Origin of the sequence: Paenibacillus sp. SAFN-054 (genome assembly GCF_051966755.1) — a bacterium.
Taxonomy (GTDB): Bacteria; Bacillota; Bacilli; order Paenibacillales; family Paenibacillaceae; genus Paenibacillus_AQ.
In genome coordinates this window covers 59,040-79,264 of the sequence record NZ_JBQCKS010000006.1, presented here as the reverse complement: position 1 = coordinate 79,264, position 20,225 = coordinate 59,040, and the positions used below count along the sequence as shown (strand labels likewise).

Here is a 20,225-nt window from a genome sequence, read left to right as displayed (position 1 = left end):
CCATGTTCAGAAAATATTCAGAACGCTGTGCTTTAATAGAAATTGTCGAAATGTCGGAAAAGTTAGGGAAGACCCTTTGCTTCGGGCGCCTCGCCCGGAAGGGGCTTTGAACATTCGAAGTGTGTGGTGAGGATCATGGATTTATCGGAAAAGCAGCAGGAAGCGCTGAATCAGGCGCAAAAGCACGGTGGCAGACTGGTGCGCTGGAAGCAGGGCGGATATTGGACGTATGCGGAGGCTATACCGGAACAGGAGGACGCTTCGGATCTGGAATGGTGCTGCACGACGAATACCATTTTTGCATTGGTTCGCCGTGGGTACATGGTCATGGATGATTGGAAGCATTGTTCGCTGAACACGGAGATGGATACGCCCGATTAATCTGCATGCAAAATGGTTGAAATCGTACCCCTCGGCGCTATTTGTTGCTAAAATAAGGACAAATAAGCAATGGAACGACCCCGGGGGAGAGATAGAAATTGAAGATAATCCTTGTCGATGATGAATATTTGGCATTGCGAAAAATGGAAAGGCTTCTGCAGGCACGTGACGGGTTCGACGCTTCCGTGGACATTCTGGGCTCTTTCCAGAACCCTGCGGCCGCATTGGAAGCGGCAGGGGACCTCGCGCCCGATCTCGCTTTTCTTGATATCGAAATGCCTGAAATGAGCGGATTCGTCTTGGCGGAACGCCTCCTGGATCTGGACCCTTCCATGCAGATCGTTTTTGTCACCGCCTATCAGGACTTTGCCGTCAAGGCATTCGAGATCAATGCGCTGGATTATCTGCTGAAGCCCGTGCATGCATCCCGCTTGGCCGTGACCATGAACAGGGTGTCCGGGCTCGCCGCCGGCGCGCATGTCCGTTCCGCAATGCTTTGCTGTCTCCGCAGCCTGCATTTTAGGGATGAGCACCAAGAGGCGCGGTCCTTTCCGTGGAAAACGCTGAAAGCGCCTGAATTGTTCGCCTATCTCCTCTACTACCGCGATAAGACGGTAGGCAAACAGACGCTGATCGATCTGCTGTGGCCGGAATACGAAATAAAAAAAGCAACGACTCAGCTGCACACGGCCATCTATCAAATTCGCAGGATGATCAAAACGTATGAGCTGGATATCAGCATCAAATATCAGGATGAGGGCTACCGCCTGGAATGGGGCGCCGTCGCTCTGGATGCCGAGGTGTGGGAAAGCCGGTTGCGCGAGGCGCCTCCGGTTACACCGGACACGCTCGAGCCGCATTTGTCCATTATGGAGCTGTATACGGGGGATTTTCTGGAGGAGCATCGGTATACATGGGCGGAACCCGAACAGGAACGCCTCCGGTTGCTGTGGCTTGAACATGCCAACAGCGTGGCAGCCTGTCATTTTGAGCTCGGACAGTATGGGGAGGCGCTCGGCCTGTACCAGAAGATGATGGAGAGAATTCCGTATGCAGAGGACGGCTATGCGGGCTTGATGCGGGTTTATGCACAGCTTCATCATCCCGGCGAGGTCAGGAGGCTGTTTCAGATGCTGGAGGCTGTGCTGATGCAGGAATACGGTATGACGTCCAGCAAGGAGCTTGCGGAGTGGTATTGGGCATGGGAAAGGGACAACTCTTTATGATCTTAGGGAGGAAGGAGAGAGCAGGTGAAATTAAGAATAGGGGCGCTGCTCTTCATCATTGCGGGATTATTCCTGCTGTGCTACCCCAAGCTGACGGAGCTGAGGGAGAATGCTCAGCAGCAGGAATTGGCGGAGACGTGGGAGAGCAGCTTTCGAAATGTGGAAGCCGCGGATGAGCCGGACTCTTCCGGAGAACAGCTAAAGGACAAGGACGTGACTCCACAGGTCAAACCGATGTCTTCCTCGGCGTCAAGCGTGGTGGGACAGATGGAGGGTATGCTCGAGATCGATACAATCGACCTGAAGCTGCCGATCCTGCATGGAGCCACGAAGCAGAACATGAGAACGACTGTGGCCAGCATTGAACATACGGGTACAGCTGGGGAAATCGGCAATTATGCCATTGCAGGGCACCGGAACCGGACGTTCGGCAGAAACTTCAACCGGCTGGATGAACTGCAAACGGGAGATCAAATTGTGGTGGATACCGGGACACAGCGCTTTGAGTATACCGTTACCGAAAAGCTGATCGTCAAGCCCGAGGACGTATGGGTACTTGAAGCCGGCGGCCAGGACCAGGAAATTACGCTTGTGACCTGTCATCCGATGGTCAATCCGACGCACCGGCTCATTATTAAAGGAAGGATCATACATTAAAAACCACGCAGTTCCGAAGGGAATGGGTGGTTTTTTTGTGCTTCCGTGTATTCAGAAAATATTCAGAGCGGTGCTGTATAGTTCAGATGATAGGCTCCGATCCGACATGTTTAGCCAAAAAAGGACGAAATGACGGCTCGAAAAGCGTATGAATATGTGGAAAAAGAGAGGAGAGCATCCGGATGTTCGGGAGAGATGGCAAGCTGCCGCCGTGCTGCTGGCCTGATTGAGCTGCCTGATGATGCAGAACACCAATTTATATAGTTATGAAATTGCTTCGGGCAGCAATAGGCGTAGTTTGGGTTCTGCAGGGAAATGTTCAACAAATCAAGCGTGAGGTGAAAGACGAAGCATGAAGAAACATAGCAAAATGCTCTATTTGTTTTTAGTCGTAACATTACTACTAAATCTTGTACTTCCTGGCTCAATGGCTACGGCCAGTGATGAGCCCGTCGGTCCGGTGATTACGGATCAGCTTATTACAGGAGTCAAGATTTGGGATGCCAAGCCCCTTTTTGATGAAACCGACGGGACGATTCGTCCGCAAGGGAACGAGATCCAGAACGTTCGGCCCAGCGTCAAGGATACGGTAGCTATCGTTTATGACTGGTCATTACCGGATGATGCACATTCGTACGATGACGGTTCAACCTATACCTTCCGTCTTCCTGACGAATTTAAGGTTCCGAGCGAACTGACGGGGAAATTGATTGGTGAAGTAGGCGATTATGTCGTGTCTACCGATGGAGAAGTCACGTTCACATTCAATGGAGCCATTAAAGGGAATCAATTAAGCGGTAGCTTCTACGTGTGGTTGACGTTTGACGAATCCAAGCTGGACGGAAGCCTGGAACAGCCCATCGATTTCAGTTCGGTCGGGCAAAGCGCCATCAACGTTCATTTTGCCAATACCGCGGTGGACAAGCTCAAGAAAACCGCCAAGGCCAATAAAAATGGAATCAATTCCGATGAAATTGAATGGACCGTTGAATTTAACCAAAGTGAAAAGGAAATCAAGAACGCCGTTCTGAATGATACGTTCGCTTATGACGGACTAGCGCTTAAAGGGGATATTACGGTTCAGCCGCTGGAAGTGAAGTTAGACGGCAGCGTGCAGCCGAAGGGTTCCCCGACAACGGAAACCAGCTTCCCGATTCATCTTGGGGATATCCATCAAGCATATCGGGTGACTTATACGACAAGCGTTGCAGCACCAACCGCCGAACCGTTTAAGAACAGGGAAATTGCTAACACGGCGGAGCTTACGGGCGATGGAGCAGCCACTGAAACGGTTACGGGCAAGGTGAAGGTGAACTTCAACGAGCCGCTGACGAAGCCGAATCCGGCTGAAAGTGATTATAATGCACAGACGCAAACCATTACCTGGAAAATTCAATACAATTATAATGAACAATCGATTTCCCAAGCGAATGCATGGATCGAGGATACATTCGATGCGGCGAATAAGACAACGCAGAAGCTTGTTGGCGGTAGTGTGAATGTGTATTCCGTGGACATTAACGGTGCGGGCCAAGGCGTGAATCGGACCCTCGTTGCCCCGTCCAAGTACACCTTAACTAGTGTGGGCACAGATTTTGAGGGCGGCTTTAAGTTGCAGTTTAACGATCCGATCAACAAAGCCTATATCATCGAATACCAAACCGATGCTCAAGCGCGCATCTACAAGGATGAAACCGTAGCGAACACGGTGAAAATGTACGATAACACGACGAGAACGGGTTCAAAAGGTATCCGTGAAGTTATTTTTGACAAGAGCGTAAGCAAGTCGGATTTCCAGAACAAGACGATTGAGTGGAAACTTGTGCTGAACCAAGATTCGAAAGAAATGACAGATGTCGTCATCCAAGATAATTATGCGGGCAAACATATGAAATTAGACCCGGCTACGATCAAGGTTAACGGAGCAGATCTGGAACATAGCGAGTTTGAGCTTATTGCCAATAGCGGAGATGCCGGCTTTGAGAGCGGGTTTAAGCTGCAGCTGAAAGACCCGGCTAACGCTATTCGTATTCCATATGTTATTACGTACACCACTTCGTTTGATCCGACGGCAGGCATGCCTTCGGATAACGAGTACAAAAACGTAGGAACCCTGAATTGGAATGAAGCCGGCGTTCCTCAAGCTTCGATCACCAAGTCTGCAGTAGTGACACCCCAAAACTACACGCTTGATAATGGTAATAAAATAGGCGAATATAACGCCAAAGATAAAACCATTACGTGGAAAATTGACGTGAACTATAACCTGCATGATATTAGGGATGCCGTGATCAAGGATAACTATGAAGGTAACGAAACCTTTGTAGAAAACTCATTGAAGGTTAGTAAGTTGACACTTGACCCCAAAAATAACGAAGTAACAGATGTTGGTGGCGAAATAACCTTTGCACCTAGTCAATTCACGCTGAATCCGGATGGTAAGGGTTTTGTATTGAACCTGGGTAACATCGGTAAAACCGCGTATCGGATTACGTACAAAACAAGCCTTGACGGTGAATTTCCGGTCGAAGGTACGTATTCGAATCATGCAACGCTGCAGGATGGCGAGGGTACGGCCAATCTTTTCGATAAAAAAGCCTCTGTCACACCTAAACATGGCGGGGTCTACGTTGAGAAAACGGGGAATCAAGTAGGTCAATCCGATATTGCCTCTTGGCATGTAAGCATCAATCCGAGCCAATCTTACGTACCAGCAGGCTCCATATTGACAGATACCTTATCGGATAACCAAATTCTGCTCAAGGATTCCATAAAGTTATATAAGGCAGATATACCTGCGGACAATTCCGGTAATGTATCCCAAAAAAATGGTTCAGCCATCGAATTTGATCCGACATCAGACTATGCCTTAGAAGTCACAGGTAACACGTTCAAGCTAACCTTCAAGAAGGCACTGAATACGGCCTATATCCTGGAATACCAGTCGTTTATTAATGCAGACAGCGGTGCAAGAATAACCAATAAAGCTGAATTCGCAGGCAAATCCTCTTCCGTAATCGGGCAAGGGAATCAGGAAGGCATTCTCGTCTCTTTAGCCGGAGCGGGCGGCGGAGCATCGACAGGCAGCGGGAAGATCAAAATCGTCAAAGTGGATGATTTGAACAAACCCCTCGCAGGAGTCAAATTCGAGCTGTATAATGCTTCCGGAACGACGCTGCTCGAAACGCTGGAAACCGATGCGAACGGGGAAGCAGTGACGGCCCGGGATTACAGATACAATAATAAAACGGCAGGACTGCCTTACAAATTAAAAGAAGTATCCGTACCTTCAGGTTATCTGATGGACCCTGATTATGCGGGTACGACGGGAAAACAAATCTTATTTAAAGATCCGAGTGAATCCTTTACGATCGTGAACAAAATACTGCGTCACGGGTTCGAGTTAATCAAATCCGATGCGGCAGATCTGGCGATTAAGCTGCAGGGTGCCGTGTTTGAATTGAGAAAGGCCGGTACGCAAGATGTGGTTGATACCTTAACGACAGATGTGGATGGAAAGATTGCCAAAGGCGACCTGGAGCCCGGAACGTATGAATTGGTTGAGATCACGGCACCCGATTACTACGTCCTGGATACGAAGCCGATTCCGGTCACCATTGATGCCAACCAGACGCAAATATTGCATTTGAACCAAACGAATGCCCGGGGTGCGGATGGTAAGCTCATCCTTACCAAAGTAGACGCTAAAGATCCTTCGGTTCTACTGGAAGGAGTAGAATTTGAGCTTTACGATAGTACAAAGACTCTGAAGGGCACGAAAACGACGGATAGCCAGGGCCTAGTCGAGTTTGATAACCTGCCTTATGGCGAATATACATTAGTAGAAACCAAAGCCGCCGCGGGTTATGTTATTGAACAGGCTGAAACTCTGGTTCAAGTTAAGCAATCGAATACGCCGTTGACGATCGAGAATAAAAAGAATGATCGCTCGGTCAAACTGACAAAATATAATTCGGTCAAAAGCCAAGCGCTTCAAGGGGCTGTGTTCGAATTAAGAGAAGAAACGAACATCTTCGATCAAGCCGGGAACTATGTATATAACGTGGTTTCAGGCATCGATAAAGCGAAGTTAACGACCGATGTAAACGGTGAGCTATTCTTAGAGAACTTGGCGCCTCAAAAATATCAACTGGTTGAAATTCAGGCGCCGCCGGGCTATCAGTTGGACAACAAGCCCGTAGCATTTGAAATTACGAGTAAACAAACGGAACCGGTAATGGTCGAAAAAACAAACAATAGAGCTTCCACTCCGGGAGGTCCAAGCGGACCATCTACCGGGCCGGATCAGCCGGGTCCTGTAACGCCGCCAACAACGGATCCGCAGCCTCCGGCGACTCCTCAGCCGGAACCGGAAACGCCGAGCGTACCGGGAACCGTGGTGGAGCCGGGAACGCCAAGCGTACCGGATAACGGAAGCACGCCTGTTACGCCAGCTGAGCCTGGTCAGCCTGACGGTGAATCGGCTCCGGGTGCAAGCGGCTCCGGGGCTCCGGATGCCGGCAATGACCAAGGACTGCCTGGCAAAGGCAGCGCCAGCTCGCCGGACGGCTCCGGTGAAGGGATGAAGCCGGATCCTTCTTCCGGAGGCATGCTGCCGAAAACCGGAGAAGACAGTCATCTTCCGATTCAGCTCGCAGGCTTTGGCCTGATCGTGCTCGGGGGAGCGATGCTCTTGTACAGAAAGATGAACGCCATTCGCAACCAATAGAAGAGAAGCAGCCTGCTGGTATTCCAGCAGGCTGCTTTTTTACGTTATAGCGTAGTTTGATGATCGAACTAAGGCGAAAGTTAGCTCCGGAATAAAACTGCTTGTACTGCAACCACCAGGAAGGCGGGCGATCCCTAGCTCGGGGATACGGGCCGCCTTCCTCTGATCCGGTTATTTGGCATACGGATTGAATTCGTTCGTATAGAGATCCTCCGGCTTCGCTTGCCCTTTCTTCAATTCGCCATTAGCCACCAGCCAATCAATCCACATCTGGTACTCATCCGGGGTGATAACACCGCCTTTTGTCGCGATGCCCGTGCTTTTCCAATACTTCAGATTTGCAGTCGCGTCCTTGCCGTCCCGCTTCTCCACGATGCTCTTGAAGTGGCTGATCACTTCTTCCCTCTGTGTCGTCCGTTCCCATTCGATCGCTTTGGCTACCCCTTCAACGAACTGTTTCACGGTGTTTGGATTGTTCTTGATATATTCCTCCGTGAAAAAGTAGTCGCCCGCTGTGAAATTCGTATGATACACGTCGATATCTTTAAACAGCTCGACGAGGCCGCCCTTCTCCAAGGCGCGGTCCCGGGTAATTCCGCTTGTCAGGAGGATGTCGATCTGCTTGCTGCGAAGAATTTGTTCCGCGTTCGAGGAAGGAACCGTCATCAGGGTTACCTGACTGATCTCCTTCTCGGATAGTCCGCCCTGGCGCAAGTAATCCTTGATCACGAACTCCAGATGCGCGCCAAGCGTGTTCATGCCCACTTTCTTGCCGATGAAATCTTTAGCCGCCTGAATCGGGCTGCCTTCCAGCACGTAAGCACCGACGTAAGTGTTCTTGTCGCTGCCGTACGAACCGATAACGGACTTGATCTTGACTCCCTGCGAGATCGCTTTGATGATCGCCCCGTTAAACGCAGACCCAAAATCACTCTGCTTCGTCGCCGTCAGCTGAATCATCTCCGGGCCGCCCGTCGAGCTGCCGATCGACTCTAGCTTTAAATCTCCCAAATAGCCGAGTTCTTCGGCCAGTTCCGGGAATGACACGCTACCCGGCGTCGAATTGTACTGAAGTACCTTGTCTTCTTCACCTGTAGACTTCGCCTTACTTTCTATGCCACACCCTCCCAGAATCGCTCCCGCGATCCCGATCAACGTGATTAACGCTGCTGTCTTTATCCATGATATACGCATATGAGTTCTCCCGCTTTCAAGGAATTGTGTTATCGATGCACCGATTGCGTTTGCTTGGCATCCGGATAGGCGGGCACGGACAATCCTAGATTTCCGCGCAGCGTGTCACTCTCGTATTCCGTGCGGAATAATCCGCGGCGCTGCAATTCTGGAATCACGAGTTCGACGATGTCCCGGAGTCCTTCCGGGAAGGTCGGAGGCATGATATTGAAGCCGTCCGCACCATCGCTGAGGAACCATTCTTCGAGCTGGTCCGCGATCTGAGTCGGCGAACCCACAATCTCACGGTGTCCGCGTGCTCCAGCAATCTGCTCGTAAACCTCGCGGATCGTCGTCAATCCCTCACGCTCGGCCAAAGTCCGGATCAGGTTTGCCCGAATCTGAGGATTCGTCTTATCCTCGGCCTCCACGAACTCCGGCAGTGGCGCATCGACGTCATAGCCCCTAAGGTCTGTACCGATAAAGTTGGACAGGTATTCCAGTCCGACCTCGGGTAGAATGTAGCTGTTTAATTCTTTCCGCTTGGCGATCGCTTCCGCTTCCGTCTCCGCCACTGTGATGAAGACCCCAGGCATAATCTTCAAATCATCAGGCTTACGGCCATACTTGGCGAGGCGACCTTTCACGTCCCGATAGAACGTCTGGGCTTCCCCCAGTGTTTGCCACGCGGTGAAAATGACCTCCGCCGTCTTCGCAGCCAGGTCCTTCCCCGCCTCCGAAGATCCCGCTTGTACGATGACGGGATGTCCCTGTGGGGTTGCTGGTGCATCCAGCAGACCCTCCAATTTAAACCATTCCCCCTCGTGGTCCAAGGGATGAAGCTTCTCGACGTCTAGGATGTTCCCGTTCTTCTTGTCAAGGATGAGCGCTTCCCGATCCACCGATAACCAGAGCTTCTTGACAACCTCGACGAATTCTTCGGCTCTTTCGTAACGGCGTGCGTGTTCCAGATGCTTCGGTTTGCCGAATAACAGTGACTCCCTGTCGTTGGCTGACGTCACAACATTCCAAGCCGCCCGGCCTCCGGACAGGTGATCGATCGCCGCGAATTTGCGGGCGACCTGGTAAGGCTCGTTATACGTCGTCGTCAAGGTGGCGGTCAGTCCGATATGACGCGTGGCAGACGCGAGTGCCGCCAGGATGATCAACGGGTCCAGCTTGATGGCCGAAGCCGACTGATTGCCGGAAGGCCGTAGCCCAAGTACGTCGGCGAAGAAAATCATATCGAATTTGCCCCGCTCGGCGATCTGCGCGAGCTCCTGCAGGTAAGCCAGATTCAAGCTCTGGTCAGCCGCAGTCAGCGGATGCCTCCAGCTGGCCACGTGGTGCCCTGGTAGATTAAAGAACGCTCCGAGCTTCATTTGTTTGTTAGCCATCGCTATCACTCCTTGTTTTTAATTCAATGAATACGTGAGGGAATTGGTCCTTACGGGCGGTTGTCCGCATACGTTCCAGCCATTCCGGCTTCACGCCGAACTCCTTTTCAGCAGCTAGCTGTTTGCCTGTGGCTTCCACTTGGAGAACTTCCGTTCGAGCAGCACTAACCCCTGGTTGATGAGTAGCCCCAGCAGTGAGATGGAGAGAATGCCCGCATACATCTTGGGGATTTGAAAGTTGTACTGCGAATAGGTGATGAGATACCCAAGCCCTTCCTTAGCACCCACCATCTCGGCGGCAATCAGCACCAGTATTGCCCCCGTCCCGGCCATTCGAATTCCCGTGAATATCGTCGGAATGGATGCAGGCAGAATGACTTTTAGGAACAGCTTGGAGGAAGACAGGTTCATCGATCTCGCCGATTTGATGAGCAATGGATCAACATTACCAACAGCAGCGATCGTATTGAGGAGAATCGGCCAAGAGCAGGCGAACAGGACGATCGCGATTTTGGAAGTCTCCTCGATACCGAGAAACAGCATAAATACGGGGAGCAGAGCCAGCGCCGCCGTATTCCTGAATAGCTCGAGCACCGGATTGAGGAGCTCTCTCGCCAGCGGGTACCAACCGATCATCAGTCCGAGTGGAATCGCGATGACGAGAGCGAGCGAGAAGCCGGCCAGAGAGCGAACGATGCTTGCAGTAAAATGCCGAAGCAGTTCTCCGGACACAATGAGGTTCCACAACGCCTCGACGACGTGGGAGAACGGCGGGAAGAAAGCGGGATCCACCAGTCCCGCGCGGGGAGCGATCTCCCATAACAAGAACAAGGCAATAAGAACGATGGACTGCCGGATCAGTCTTTGGAAGACGGCTAGCAGAGCAACTCCAGGACCTCTTCCGGGCAAGCTTGCAGGTGCGGACTTGACGGTCTCCATTTGAATATTTCTCCTTCCTTGTACTAGATGCTGGCTCCCTGATATACAGGTTTGTAAAGCAAGCTCCACACTTCATGACGGAGCTTCACGAAGTCGGGATGTGAGCGGATATCTGCGTCCTCCAACCTTGATGAGAGTGGCACGTCCACGATTTTGCTCACGGTGCCGGGGCCTGGAGTCAGAACAACGACGCGCTCCCCGAGATAAACGGCTTCGTCGATGCCATGGGTGATGAAAATGATCGTTTTCTTCGTCTGCTGCCAGATTCGCAGAAGCTCACCCTGCAGAGACTCCCGGGTCTGCGCGTCGAGCGCCGCAAACGGTTCATCCATGAGCAGTACATCCGGGTTAAAGGCTAGGCTGCGGGCAATCGCGACACGCTGCTTCATACCGCCGGACAGCTCATGCGGGTACCGATTGCCGAAGCTGCCGAGCCCTACGAGCGAAAGGAAGTGGTCGGCCTGTTCTCTGCGTTCGCGCTTCGGGATGCCCTTGGCCTCCAATCCAAACTCGATATTGCCGCGCGCTGTCTTCCATGGGAATAGGGCGTATTGCTGGAAGACAATTCCCCTGTTGAGCCCGGGACCGGAAATCTTCTCGCCGTCCATGAGGATGCGGCCGCGCGTCGGCTCCGATAAGCCGCTGATCATGTCGAGCAGGGTCGATTTGCCACAGCCGCTCGGCCCCACCAACGTCAGGAACTCTCCTTCCCGGACAGTGAAGTTTAGATCCTTGACCGCTGTGAACAGCTTGGTTGCTCCGCTTTTTCTGGAATCACGGACCGTGAAGGTCTTGGTGACGTTGTCGAATCTGATTTTATCTTTTGGAGGCATATTCATCTTCCTTTCGCCTTGAATGATTTCGACCCTGCATCCATAGAACACAAAAAGCTCAGTGGAAATGACGTCGAAACGTCATTGTCCTCTGAGCTTCCGGTTGACCGGTCAGCCAATGGTGAATTTAATTCCTATTATGCCGATGTGAATATACTAACATCTTGGATGGAATTGTCAATCATTTTTGAGCATCTTCCTGAATCAAGGCGTAACATTGGTTATACCGGCTTCATTCAGCAGGCTGCCTTTCTGTTGTGTATGGATAGATCATCATTTGTCGGATGTGGACCTAAGAAATTCACAAGGAAGGAAGTGGAAAATAATATTTTGTCGATACTTGACGCTCAAAGCTTTCGAGCATACCATTATTGAAGCCCTTACATGAAATGACAGAATCGGAGGATGAATGGACAGGATGCAGACCGGCAAATTCAGGTGGTTCCGGAACCAGAGAATTCAGAATAAAATCATTTTCGTGTACCTGCCGCTGATTGTGATCCCGCTATTGCTGCTGGGACTCTTTTCTTATAACACCAATACGAATTCGATCGTCAGCAAGACGAGAAAAAACATGCTGGACGAGTCGCGGCTCATTACGACCCGGATCGATACCCTTCTTGTCAACGCCGAGAGCTTTGCCAATATTGCGATGCTCGACCTGAACAAAGAAGTGAAGCTGAAGACGCTGGAGCTTGCGGCCAAGCATGAAGGCGAATTGCCGATCAGCGACGATCATGTGCTGCGCAACCAGATTGAGAACAAGCTGGACTTTGCCCAGCTGATCTTTCATGACGTGGAGTCGGCGGTGTTCGTCGACCGAAACCAGAATGTATACACGACCGATCCGAAGCTGACGGCGGGCAGCGAGGCCGGCCTGGCAAGCGACATGTACCGGAAGGTGGAGGGCAGCAACGGCATTATGCTCTGGTTTCCGATGCAGAAGCGCAGCTTCTGGGTGCTGGATCAGGACAAGGCGGTGCTGACCGTTGGCAAAAAGATACTGGATACGGAGACCATGGAGACGCTTGGTTACCTGTTCGTCAACATCAGTGAGAAAACGCTTTCAAATATCTATAATCCGGTGGGTCCTGTGCAGACGGCCGGATATTACATCGTGGATTCGCGCGGCATCGTGATTTCGGCAGGGGATGAAAACCGCATATTAAAGCCGCTGGAATCGTACCGGAAGCAGGAAATCATGGCGGGCGATACCGTTTTTCAAGAAATCCGCAAGGAGAACGGCGAGAAGGTACTGCTGACGGCGATGCCGTTCAGCCATGCCGACTGGAAGCTCGTGGACGAGATCTCCCTTGCCGATCTCACCCGGGAGACGGCCAAGGTATCCCGGGTTATTCTCATCGTCGGCAGCCTCTGCCTGCTGCTCGCGCTGCTCGGCGCGATCATTCTCTCCGGCGTCATCGCGGCGCCGATCATGTCGCTTGCCAAGCATATGAACCGCATCCGGGACGAGAACATCGACCGGCCCGTTGAAGTGAGAAGCCGGGACGAGGTCGGCATGCTCGGCGCCGGCCTGAACATGATGCTGGGGCGAATCAATGATCTGCTCGTCAAGGTCAGGGAAGAGCAGCAGCAGAAGCGGGAGTATGAGCTGGCGCTCATTCAGGAGCAGATCAAGCCTCATTTTTTCTACAACACGCTGGATCTGATCTTTGTCATGTGCAAAACGGGAGAAAGCGAAGAAGCGGGCAAAGCGACCAAGGCGCTGGCGGACTTCTACCGGGTTGCGCTCAGCAACGGCAAAGAGATCATCACCGTCCGCGAGGAATTACAGAATCTCCAGAGCTATTTGTATATACAAAGCGCACGTTATTCCGATCTGTTCGATTTCCGCATCGACGTTCCCGCCGAGCTGCAGAACTGCGCGATCCCGAAGCTGACCCTGCAGCCGCTGGTGGAGAATTCGATCTATCACGGCCTGAAGGAGAAGGGAAGCTTCGGTCACATCTCCATCGAAGGACGCAGGCAGGAAGAAATGATCGAGCTGATCGTAAGGGACGACGGCGTCGGATTCAGCCCGGAGCAGCTGGAGGGATTCAGGAAAGGCCGGGAAAGCAGTGGGACCTTCGGACTGAAAAGCGTAGATGAGCGCATCCGGCTGTATTTCGGTGACCGGTACGGCATCCGCATCCACAGCACCCGCGGCGAAGGAGCCGAGATTACCGTTAGAATTCCGCTATCGAGAGGAGAACAAGCCGATGTATAAAGTGGTTATTGCCGATGATGAGACCCGGTTCCGCGCGTACCTGAAAGGCATTATTGATTGGAACGCCCACGGATTCGAATGGTGCGGTGAAGCAAAGAACGGAATCGAGGCGTTGAAGCTCGTCGAGGAGACGCAGCCGGATATCGCCATCTTGGACATCAACATGCCTTATATGGACGGCATGGAGCTTGCGGCCAAGGTAAAGGAGGGGTATCCGTCCACGTTCGTCCTGCTCGTGACCGGCCACAGCGAATTCGAATACGCGCGCAAGGCGCTGAAAATCGGAGTGGATGACTACATCCTGAAGCCTTTTGACGAAGAAGAGCTCCTCGTGGCCCTTGCCAAGGTCAAGAGCTCGCTGGAGAAGCTGCGTTCGGAACGAAGCCGGTCGGAGAAGGAGCGGATGGCTCTGAAGGAAGGCTTCCTGAACCTATTGATCAGCAACGACGGCACGACGGACAGCGGGCTCGATTGGAATCGGCTCCACCTGTCCGACATGGTCAAGGAACAGACCTTGTTTCAGGTGGCATCCATAGAAATGGACGGTCTTCATGAGGCGATGCTCGACCCCGCGGAGGTTCGTCTCCGCAAATCGACCGTTTCCAGCCTGCTCGGGGATCTGATTCAGACCCAGGGGCAGCGGTATATTTTCAACGGACCTGAGAACCGGATTATCCTGCTGCTGCAGTATGATGCCGGCGGGAAGCACCCGAGCCTGGCGACAGAAGGATTCGAACGATTGTGCTTTTTGACGGGCAAGCATTTCGGGTTCAGCGTCACGGCAGGCTTGGGAAGCGTAGGCAGCGGCATCGCCTCGATCCGCCAGTCCTACAAGGAGTCAGTGATCGCGCTTCGCAACCGGATTTCCATGAATACCGCCCCTGTGGTGAAGTACGAGGAGATGGTCGCAAGGCCCGCCAACATCGGATTTTACCCGAGCGAGATGAATGAGAACCTGCTCATTCACCTCCGGCTTCGCGATGAAGCGCAAATCAGGGAAACGCTGGATGCCATTCGGCATTATATTCAGGTCAACCAGCTCTCCGGCGATTACATCCATATGATTTTGGCCGGACTCGTGTCGCTGTGCCTGACCTATGTGCATGAAATCGGCAAGCATGTGGGCGATATTTTTCCTGAAGGTTTCTCGCCGTTTGAGGAAATCACGAACAAGCCATCGCTGGAGGATGCTTTCGAATGGATGAAAGGGCTCTACATGAAGGTCATGGAGCATTCGAAGAACGTCAAGCGGTCCAAGTCGAACAAAATCCTGACCTTGGCAAGGGAGCACATCGATACGCATTACGCGGACAGCCAGCTGAAGGTCGAGGACATTTCGCGACAATTTCTGATCCAGCCCCGGTATCTGCTGAAAATTTTCAAGGAGGGCCTCGGTATGAGCGTCAGCGAGTACATCGTGGAGACCCGGATGAAAAAGGCGAAGGAGCTTCTCGCCTCCGGCCGGAACCTGCGGTTGTCAAGCATCGCGGAAATGGTGGGGTATAGCGACGTGGCCCATTTCAGCAAAACGTTCAAAAAACATACCGGCTTATCGCCGAGCGAATATGAGGTCACCAGATAAAGATGTGGAAATATACAAATCAGTACCGATTCCTCCATTCAGCCAAGATAGCGTTTTCATTACAATAATAATAAATCGAACACAAATAAGGGGGATACACGGGTGAAATGGAATGTTAAAAAACCGGCTTCCATGCTGGTGGTGCTCTCGATGCTCATGCTCACGCTTTCCGCATGCGGCGGCGCGGGCGACAAAGGGACGGCTTCGGACAGCGGCGCAAGCGGCGGTACAAGTACGGCCGGAAGCAGCGAGAAGAAGGAAGAGGGCTCTGTAAAGCTTAAATTTTACGCGCAGTACAGCGGTCCTGAAAAGGCTGTGTACGATGCGGCCGCCGCAGAGATGAAGAAGGTCATGCCTGAAGTAAGCGTGGACTTCGAGGTTTCCGCGCAGGATGACGAGCAAAAGATTAAAACGTATGCGGCGGCTGGCACCCTGCCGGACATTTTCTACGCATCCAGCGGTTTGATCGAGACGCTCAAAAAATCGGATAATCTCGCCATGATGGACGACGTCATCAAGGAGAATAAGCTTGAGGAGAAGCTGACCGAAAGCGCAAAGCCGATGATGTGGAACAAGGACGGACATTCCTACGCGGTACCGAACGTTGGACAGTGGGCGGCGCTTATCTTTTACAACAAAGATTTGTTCACCCAGAACAATGTGAAAGTTCCAACGAACTATGATGAGTTTTTGGCAGCTGTCAAAGCCTTCAATGCGAAGAAGATTACGCCGCTTGCGGTGTTTGCCAAAGAAAAATGGCCGGCGGTACAGCTGCTCGACTTGGCTGTCGTAGGCTCCGAACCTGGCGGTCTGAAAAAGCTGGACAACGGGGAAGGCACATTCTCCGATGAAGCCTACGCGAAGGGCGCACAAAAGCTGGAAGAGCTGACCAAGGCAGGACTCATCTCGAAAAACGCATTCAACACGACGGCGGACGATGCCTCGGCCCAGTTCAGCTCCGGTAAAGCGGCCATGTACATGAATGGCGCATGGTCGATGAGCAACCTGGACTCGCTCATGGGAGATAAAGTGGGCATTCTGTACACGCCGCTGAGTGATGCGGACAAAGTGGATCAGGTGAAGTGGAACTTAAGCGGCGGCGGCTTCAACCAAGGGTTCGCGGTTTCCAAGAATTCGAAAAACAAAGACGTGGCTGTGAAATACGCGGCACTGTTCTCCCTTGAATTTGCGAAACAGCGCGTGATCCTGCTGTCCGACCCGAACTCGATTCTGGCCGAGAAGGTCACCCCGCAAAAGGGACTGTCTTCGATTCAGCAGCAGTATGCGGACGATTCGGTGAATTTCAAAACCATGACCACATTTGCCTGGGGATATGAGAACGCGAAGTTCAAGACGGCCGTGGAAGACAATACGCAAAAGCTGCTTGCCGGACAATCGGCGGCGGATTTCATTAAAGACATGAACAAAGCGCTGGAAACGGCCCGCAAATAAATAAGGTAGGTGAGAACAGGTTATCCTTGTCTTTCATGGATGACCTGTTTTTCAAGGGGAGGGAGAATATGACATCCAGACAGAAGTACAATTTGGCTTTACTTGTGTTTACGGTTCCCACGCTGCTCTTTTTTACGGTGATCGTCATCATTCCAATCTTTCAAACGTTCCAGAAAAGCTTTTTTGATTGGGATGGCCTGACGCCCGCGACCTTTATCGGCCTCGATAACTATAAGCGCCTGCTGACGGATGACGACTTCTGGGTTTCGCTGAAGAACGGTCTCATTTTCGCCTTTGTCCTGGTCGTCTACCAGATGGGCCTCGGGACAATCCTCGCGATTGCGCTGAGCACGAAAAGCATCCGGGGACGCAAATTTTTCAAAACAAGCTACTTCATTCCGGTCGTCCTCTCGGGCGTCGTGGTGTCGCAGCTGTGGATTTCGATCTACAATGCCGACGGCGGTTTGCTGAACAGCATCTTTTCCCTGCTCGGCATCGATTACCAGCAGGCGTGGCTGAGCGGTGAGCATACCTCGATCTGGGCGATTGCATTCACCAATGCATGGCATAATATGGGCGTCCAGCTCGTGCTGATCTACACGGCGATCAAATCGATTCCCGAGCATCTGTACGAGGCTGCGAAGATCGACGGTGCGCCTTATTGGAAAACGCATTGGAAAATTACGATTCCGCTCTTGGGCGAAACGTATAAATTTTGCCTGATCATTGCGATTACCGGGGGACTGAATGCGTTCCAGAACATGTTCGTCATGACCAACGGCGGTCCGGGCAATATCTCGTACACGCTCACCTTCATGATGTACAAAGCGGCGTTCAGATCCGGCGAGTACGGCTATGGATCGGCTGCCTCCGCGATCTTGGTCATCGAATGCCTGTTGTTCACCATCCTCATTAACAAATTCGTGGCGCGGGAAAAAATCAGTTATTAAATGGGGAGGCACATATGTTAAAGAGACTGACGAATCGAACGCTGATCTATGTACCGCTGTCGCTGTTCGTATTGCTTAGCTTATACCCGCTGATTTGGCTTTTGTTCTATTCGTTCAAAACGAACGAGGAGATCTTCTCCACCAACGTATTCGGGTTTCCGAAGCAGTGGCATTTCGAGAATTATCAAAACGCGTTTTCCGCGTTCGATCTGCTGAATTATTTCAAAAATAGCCTTGTCGTATCTGTCGGCACGGTGGTGGGCACGGTGATCCTGTCGCTGATGTTCTCCTACGCGGCTGCCCGGATGAAGTGGCGTTTGGCGAACGGAGCCAAGATCTACATGACCGTAGGCATGTTTATTCCGATGCAGATCATCCTGATTCCTCTGCTGATTCTGGAGCGCACGTTCCATCTGCAGAACAGCTACCTGGCCGTCATCGTGCCTTACGTGGCTTTTCAGCTGTCTTTTGCGACGATTATCTTTTTTGCGTTTTTCCGGACATTGCCTTATGAAATCGAAGAATCCGCCTCGATCGACGGGGCTAGCGTATATACGACGTTCTTCAAAATCATGGTTCCGCTCGTGAAGCCGGCAATCGCCTCGGTAAGTATTTTCGTCTTCCTGTACGCATGGAACGAATTTCTGGTCGCCCTCGTGATGATCAGCGATAATGCACTGAAGACGCTGCCGCTTGGACTGCTGTATTTCCAAACGCAGTTTACGTCGGACTGGGGCGCCATGGGAGCGGTGATGGTCATATCGACGATTCCGACGGTGCTCATCTATCTGCTGTTCTCGGAACAGGTGGAGAATGCCCTGACCGTCAGCTCGGCAGTGAAAGGATAAGGAACATCTTCGAGGAGGATCAATATGCGCTTTCAGACCGGAACTAAATCTATGAACATCAGCACGGAAGAAACGGGCTTCAGCTTCACGCTGGAGCTGCTCGAAGCTGAAGGCGGCTTGGAGTTCATCCGCTTCGCTATGGATAGCGAAGAAGCACGGATTCCGAAGTCCGTGCGGATCAGCTGGATGCATCCCGCAATCGATATCTCCGGTTACTGGGATCCGGGCGCGAACCGGGAAAAGGGGCTGCGGATCGACTTCAGCGCCCCGCTGGAGAGCAAGGCGACTTCGCTTGCGCCCGTATGCGCCCTATACAATCCGAAAGGGAAGAACCGGCTGACGGTCGCCTTCTCCGACGCGATGCGACCGCTGCGGATGCGGGCGGGCATCCATGAGGAAACGGCGGAGTTCGAAATGTGGCTGGAGCTCTTCACCGAGGCCAGTCCGCCGATCGACCATTACGAAGCCGTGCTCCGCATCGATACGAGGGAGCTCTTCTATGCGGATTGCCTCCGGGAGGTCGGCGAGTGGTGGGCCGCCATGCCGGGTTACGCCCCCGCTGATGTGCCGGACACGGCGCGGCTTCCGATGTATTCCACCTGGTACAGCTTTCATCAGCAGCTGGATCCGGCGGCGATTGAAGAAGAGTGCCGGATGGCGAAGGAGCTTGGCTGCGAGGCGGTCATCGTGGATGACGGCTGGCAGACGGACGACAACCAGCGGGGCTATGCTTACTGCGGGGATTGGGAAGTCTCGCCGAATCGGATCGCGTATATGCGGGGTTTCGTGGATCGCGTGCATGATCTCGGTATGAAATTCATCCTCTGGTACTCCGTCCCGTTCGTGGGCAGGCACTCCGCTGCCTGGGGACGCTTCGAGGGGAAATTCATGAACAGCTACGGCTCAGATACCGCTGTGCTGGACCCCCGGTTCCCGGAGGTTCGCGAATATTTGATCGGCACTTATGAAGATGCCCTGTTGGCTTGGGGAATTGACGGCTTCAAGCTGGATTTCGTGGACTCCTTTAACTTGTCGGAGGAGATGCGGTTCTCGCTTGGCGGGGGACGCGATTACGATTCCGTGCCGGAAGCGGTGGACCGGCTGCTGTCGGATGTGATGCTGAGGCTGAAGACGATCAAACCCGAGGTTATCATCGAGTTCCGGCAGCAATACGTAGGCCCGCTGATGCGGAAATACGGCAATATGTTCCGGGTGGCCGACTGCCCGGGCAACTACAGCCAAAACCGCATCGGTTCGCTCGACATCCGCCTACTAAGCGGGAATACGGCCGTGCACTCGGATATGATGATGTGGAACCGCAATGAAAGCCCGGAGCATGTCGCGCTTCAGTTCATCCATTCGTTATTTTCCGTGCCGCAGATTTCGGTTCGGCTGGACCAGATCCCGGAGTCCCATCGGCAGGTGACTGCCTATTGGCTCAGCTTCTGGCGGGAGCACCGCGAGCTGCTGCTTGCCGGGAGCCTGCGGCCCGAGTCTCCGGAGTACTTGTACCCGGTGGTGTACGCGGCAAGCACGAACCAATGGCTTGCAGCCGTATACAGCGAACACATCGTTCATATCGACAGCTTCGGGCATGAAAGCTATCTGTTCGTGAACGGCACCTCAAGCGGCTCGATGGCCATTCATCTGGCGGAACCGCTGGCAGGTTTCGCGACGGTGCTCGATTGCCTGGGAAATGAGCTGTCGGCTGGGCCGGTAAGCCTGCAGGCAGGGCTGCATATGCTCCACGTGCCTCCGTCCGGGCTTATCCGATTGCGGCAGGAATAGAAGGAAAAGAGAGCCCCGTATATAAGTTCTTAAATGGACATAC

General features: G+C 52.6%; 14 protein-coding genes. 10 read left to right on the top strand and 4 right to left on the bottom strand.

The window, feature by feature from the left end; genetic code table 11:
* The first annotated feature begins 135 nt into the window (after nucleotides 1-135).
* From ACTHPM_RS23410 to ACTHPM_RS23395, 4 genes are all read left to right on the top strand, one after another.
* Nucleotides 136-381, top strand: a complete 246-nt coding sequence (locus tag ACTHPM_RS23410; protein ID WP_440397526.1) for a hypothetical protein — start codon at nucleotides 136-138, stop codon at nucleotides 379-381.
* A gap of 98 nt (nucleotides 382-479) precedes the next feature.
* The gene (locus ACTHPM_RS23405; protein ID WP_440397527.1) at nucleotides 480-1,607 is read left to right on the top strand and encodes a response regulator; all 1,128 of its coding nucleotides are present in this window, start codon (nucleotides 480-482) and stop codon (nucleotides 1,605-1,607) included.
* A 24-nt stretch (nucleotides 1,608-1,631) separates the two neighbouring features.
* Nucleotides 1,632-2,264, top strand: a complete 633-nt coding sequence (locus ACTHPM_RS23400) for a class D sortase (protein WP_440397528.1) — start codon at nucleotides 1,632-1,634, stop codon at nucleotides 2,262-2,264.
* Between the two features lie 427 nt (nucleotides 2,265-2,691).
* Nucleotides 2,692-6,993, top strand: coding sequence for a SpaA isopeptide-forming pilin-related protein (locus tag ACTHPM_RS23395; protein ID WP_440421693.1), 4,302 nt, complete (start codon nucleotides 2,692-2,694; stop codon nucleotides 6,991-6,993).
* A gap of 171 nt (nucleotides 6,994-7,164) precedes the next feature.
* Here the strand turns inward: ACTHPM_RS23395 and ACTHPM_RS23390 are convergent, their stop codons facing one another.
* The 4 genes from ACTHPM_RS23390 to ACTHPM_RS23375 form a co-directional block, all read right to left on the bottom strand.
* A complete protein-coding gene (locus tag ACTHPM_RS23390; protein WP_440397530.1) occupies nucleotides 7,165-8,187 on the bottom strand; it encodes an ABC transporter substrate-binding protein in 1,023 nt (340 codons plus the stop codon).
* 29 nt (nucleotides 8,188-8,216) lie between these two features.
* Nucleotides 8,217-9,563, bottom strand: coding sequence for an LLM class flavin-dependent oxidoreductase (locus tag ACTHPM_RS23385; RefSeq protein ID WP_440397531.1), 1,347 nt, complete (start codon nucleotides 9,561-9,563; stop codon nucleotides 8,217-8,219).
* Nucleotides 9,564-9,677: 114 nt separating this feature from the next.
* Nucleotides 9,678-10,502, bottom strand: a complete 825-nt coding sequence (locus ACTHPM_RS23380) for an ABC transporter permease (RefSeq protein ID WP_440397532.1) — start codon at nucleotides 10,500-10,502, stop codon at nucleotides 9,678-9,680.
* 23 nt (nucleotides 10,503-10,525) lie between these two features.
* Nucleotides 10,526-11,335, bottom strand: a complete 810-nt coding sequence (locus tag ACTHPM_RS23375) for an ABC transporter ATP-binding protein (RefSeq protein WP_440397533.1) — start codon at nucleotides 11,333-11,335, stop codon at nucleotides 10,526-10,528.
* Between the two features lie 409 nt (nucleotides 11,336-11,744).
* Between ACTHPM_RS23375 and ACTHPM_RS23370 the strand changes: the two genes are divergently transcribed.
* The 6 genes from ACTHPM_RS23370 (at nucleotide 11,745) to ACTHPM_RS23345 (ending at nucleotide 20,182) form a co-directional block, all read left to right on the top strand.
* The gene (locus tag ACTHPM_RS23370) at nucleotides 11,745-13,562 is read left to right on the top strand and encodes a sensor histidine kinase (protein WP_440397534.1); all 1,818 of its coding nucleotides are present in this window, start codon (nucleotides 11,745-11,747) and stop codon (nucleotides 13,560-13,562) included.
* Entirely contained in the window at nucleotides 13,555-15,144 is a 1,590-nt protein-coding gene (locus tag ACTHPM_RS23365; RefSeq protein WP_440397535.1) for a response regulator, read from the top strand. Before ACTHPM_RS23370 ends, ACTHPM_RS23365 begins: the two co-directional genes overlap by 8 nt.
* 102 nt (nucleotides 15,145-15,246) lie before the next feature.
* A complete protein-coding gene (locus tag ACTHPM_RS23360) occupies nucleotides 15,247-16,596 on the top strand; it encodes an ABC transporter substrate-binding protein (RefSeq protein ID WP_440397536.1) in 1,350 nt (449 codons plus the stop codon).
* A 68-nt stretch (nucleotides 16,597-16,664) separates the two neighbouring features.
* On the top strand, nucleotides 16,665-17,546 hold the full coding sequence (locus ACTHPM_RS23355) for a carbohydrate ABC transporter permease (protein WP_440397537.1): 882 nt from the start codon (nucleotides 16,665-16,667) through the stop codon (nucleotides 17,544-17,546).
* A 14-nt stretch (nucleotides 17,547-17,560) separates the two neighbouring features.
* Nucleotides 17,561-18,394 (top strand): carbohydrate ABC transporter permease, encoded by an 834-nt coding sequence (locus ACTHPM_RS23350; protein WP_440397538.1) that lies wholly within the window; start codon nucleotides 17,561-17,563, stop codon nucleotides 18,392-18,394.
* Nucleotides 18,395-18,445: 51 nt separating this feature from the next.
* Nucleotides 18,446-20,182 (top strand): glycoside hydrolase family 36 protein, encoded by a 1,737-nt coding sequence (locus ACTHPM_RS23345; RefSeq protein ID WP_440397539.1) that lies wholly within the window; start codon nucleotides 18,446-18,448, stop codon nucleotides 20,180-20,182.
* Nucleotides 20,183-20,225 lie beyond the last annotated feature (43 nt).

Bases quoted from the DNA above. Each gene is read 5' to 3' on its own strand.
- ACTHPM_RS23410 (WP_440397526.1), top strand. From the start codon at position 136: ATGGATTTATCGGAAAAGCAGCAGGAAGCGCTGAATCAGGCGCAAAAG.
- ACTHPM_RS23395 (WP_440421693.1), top strand. From the start codon at position 2,692: ATGGCTACGGCCAGTGATGAGCCCGTCGGTCCGGTGATTACGGATCAG.
- ACTHPM_RS23390 (WP_440397530.1), bottom strand. From the start codon at position 8,187: ATGCGTATATCATGGATAAAGACAGCAGCGTTAATCACGTTGATCGGG.
- ACTHPM_RS23385 (WP_440397531.1), bottom strand. From the start codon at position 9,563: ATGGCTAACAAACAAATGAAGCTCGGAGCGTTCTTTAATCTACCAGGG.
- ACTHPM_RS23380 (WP_440397532.1), bottom strand. From the start codon at position 10,502: ATGGAGACCGTCAAGTCCGCACCTGCAAGCTTGCCCGGAAGAGGTCCT.
- ACTHPM_RS23375 (WP_440397533.1), bottom strand. From the start codon at position 11,335: ATGCCTCCAAAAGATAAAATCAGATTCGACAACGTCACCAAGACCTTC.
- ACTHPM_RS23370 (WP_440397534.1), top strand. From the start codon at position 11,745: ATGGACAGGATGCAGACCGGCAAATTCAGGTGGTTCCGGAACCAGAGA.
- ACTHPM_RS23365 (WP_440397535.1), top strand. From the start codon at position 13,555: ATGTATAAAGTGGTTATTGCCGATGATGAGACCCGGTTCCGCGCGTAC.
- ACTHPM_RS23355 (WP_440397537.1), top strand. From the start codon at position 16,665: ATGACATCCAGACAGAAGTACAATTTGGCTTTACTTGTGTTTACGGTT.
- ACTHPM_RS23350 (WP_440397538.1), top strand. From the start codon at position 17,561: ATGTTAAAGAGACTGACGAATCGAACGCTGATCTATGTACCGCTGTCG.
- ACTHPM_RS23345 (WP_440397539.1), top strand. From the start codon at position 18,446: ATGAACATCAGCACGGAAGAAACGGGCTTCAGCTTCACGCTGGAGCTG.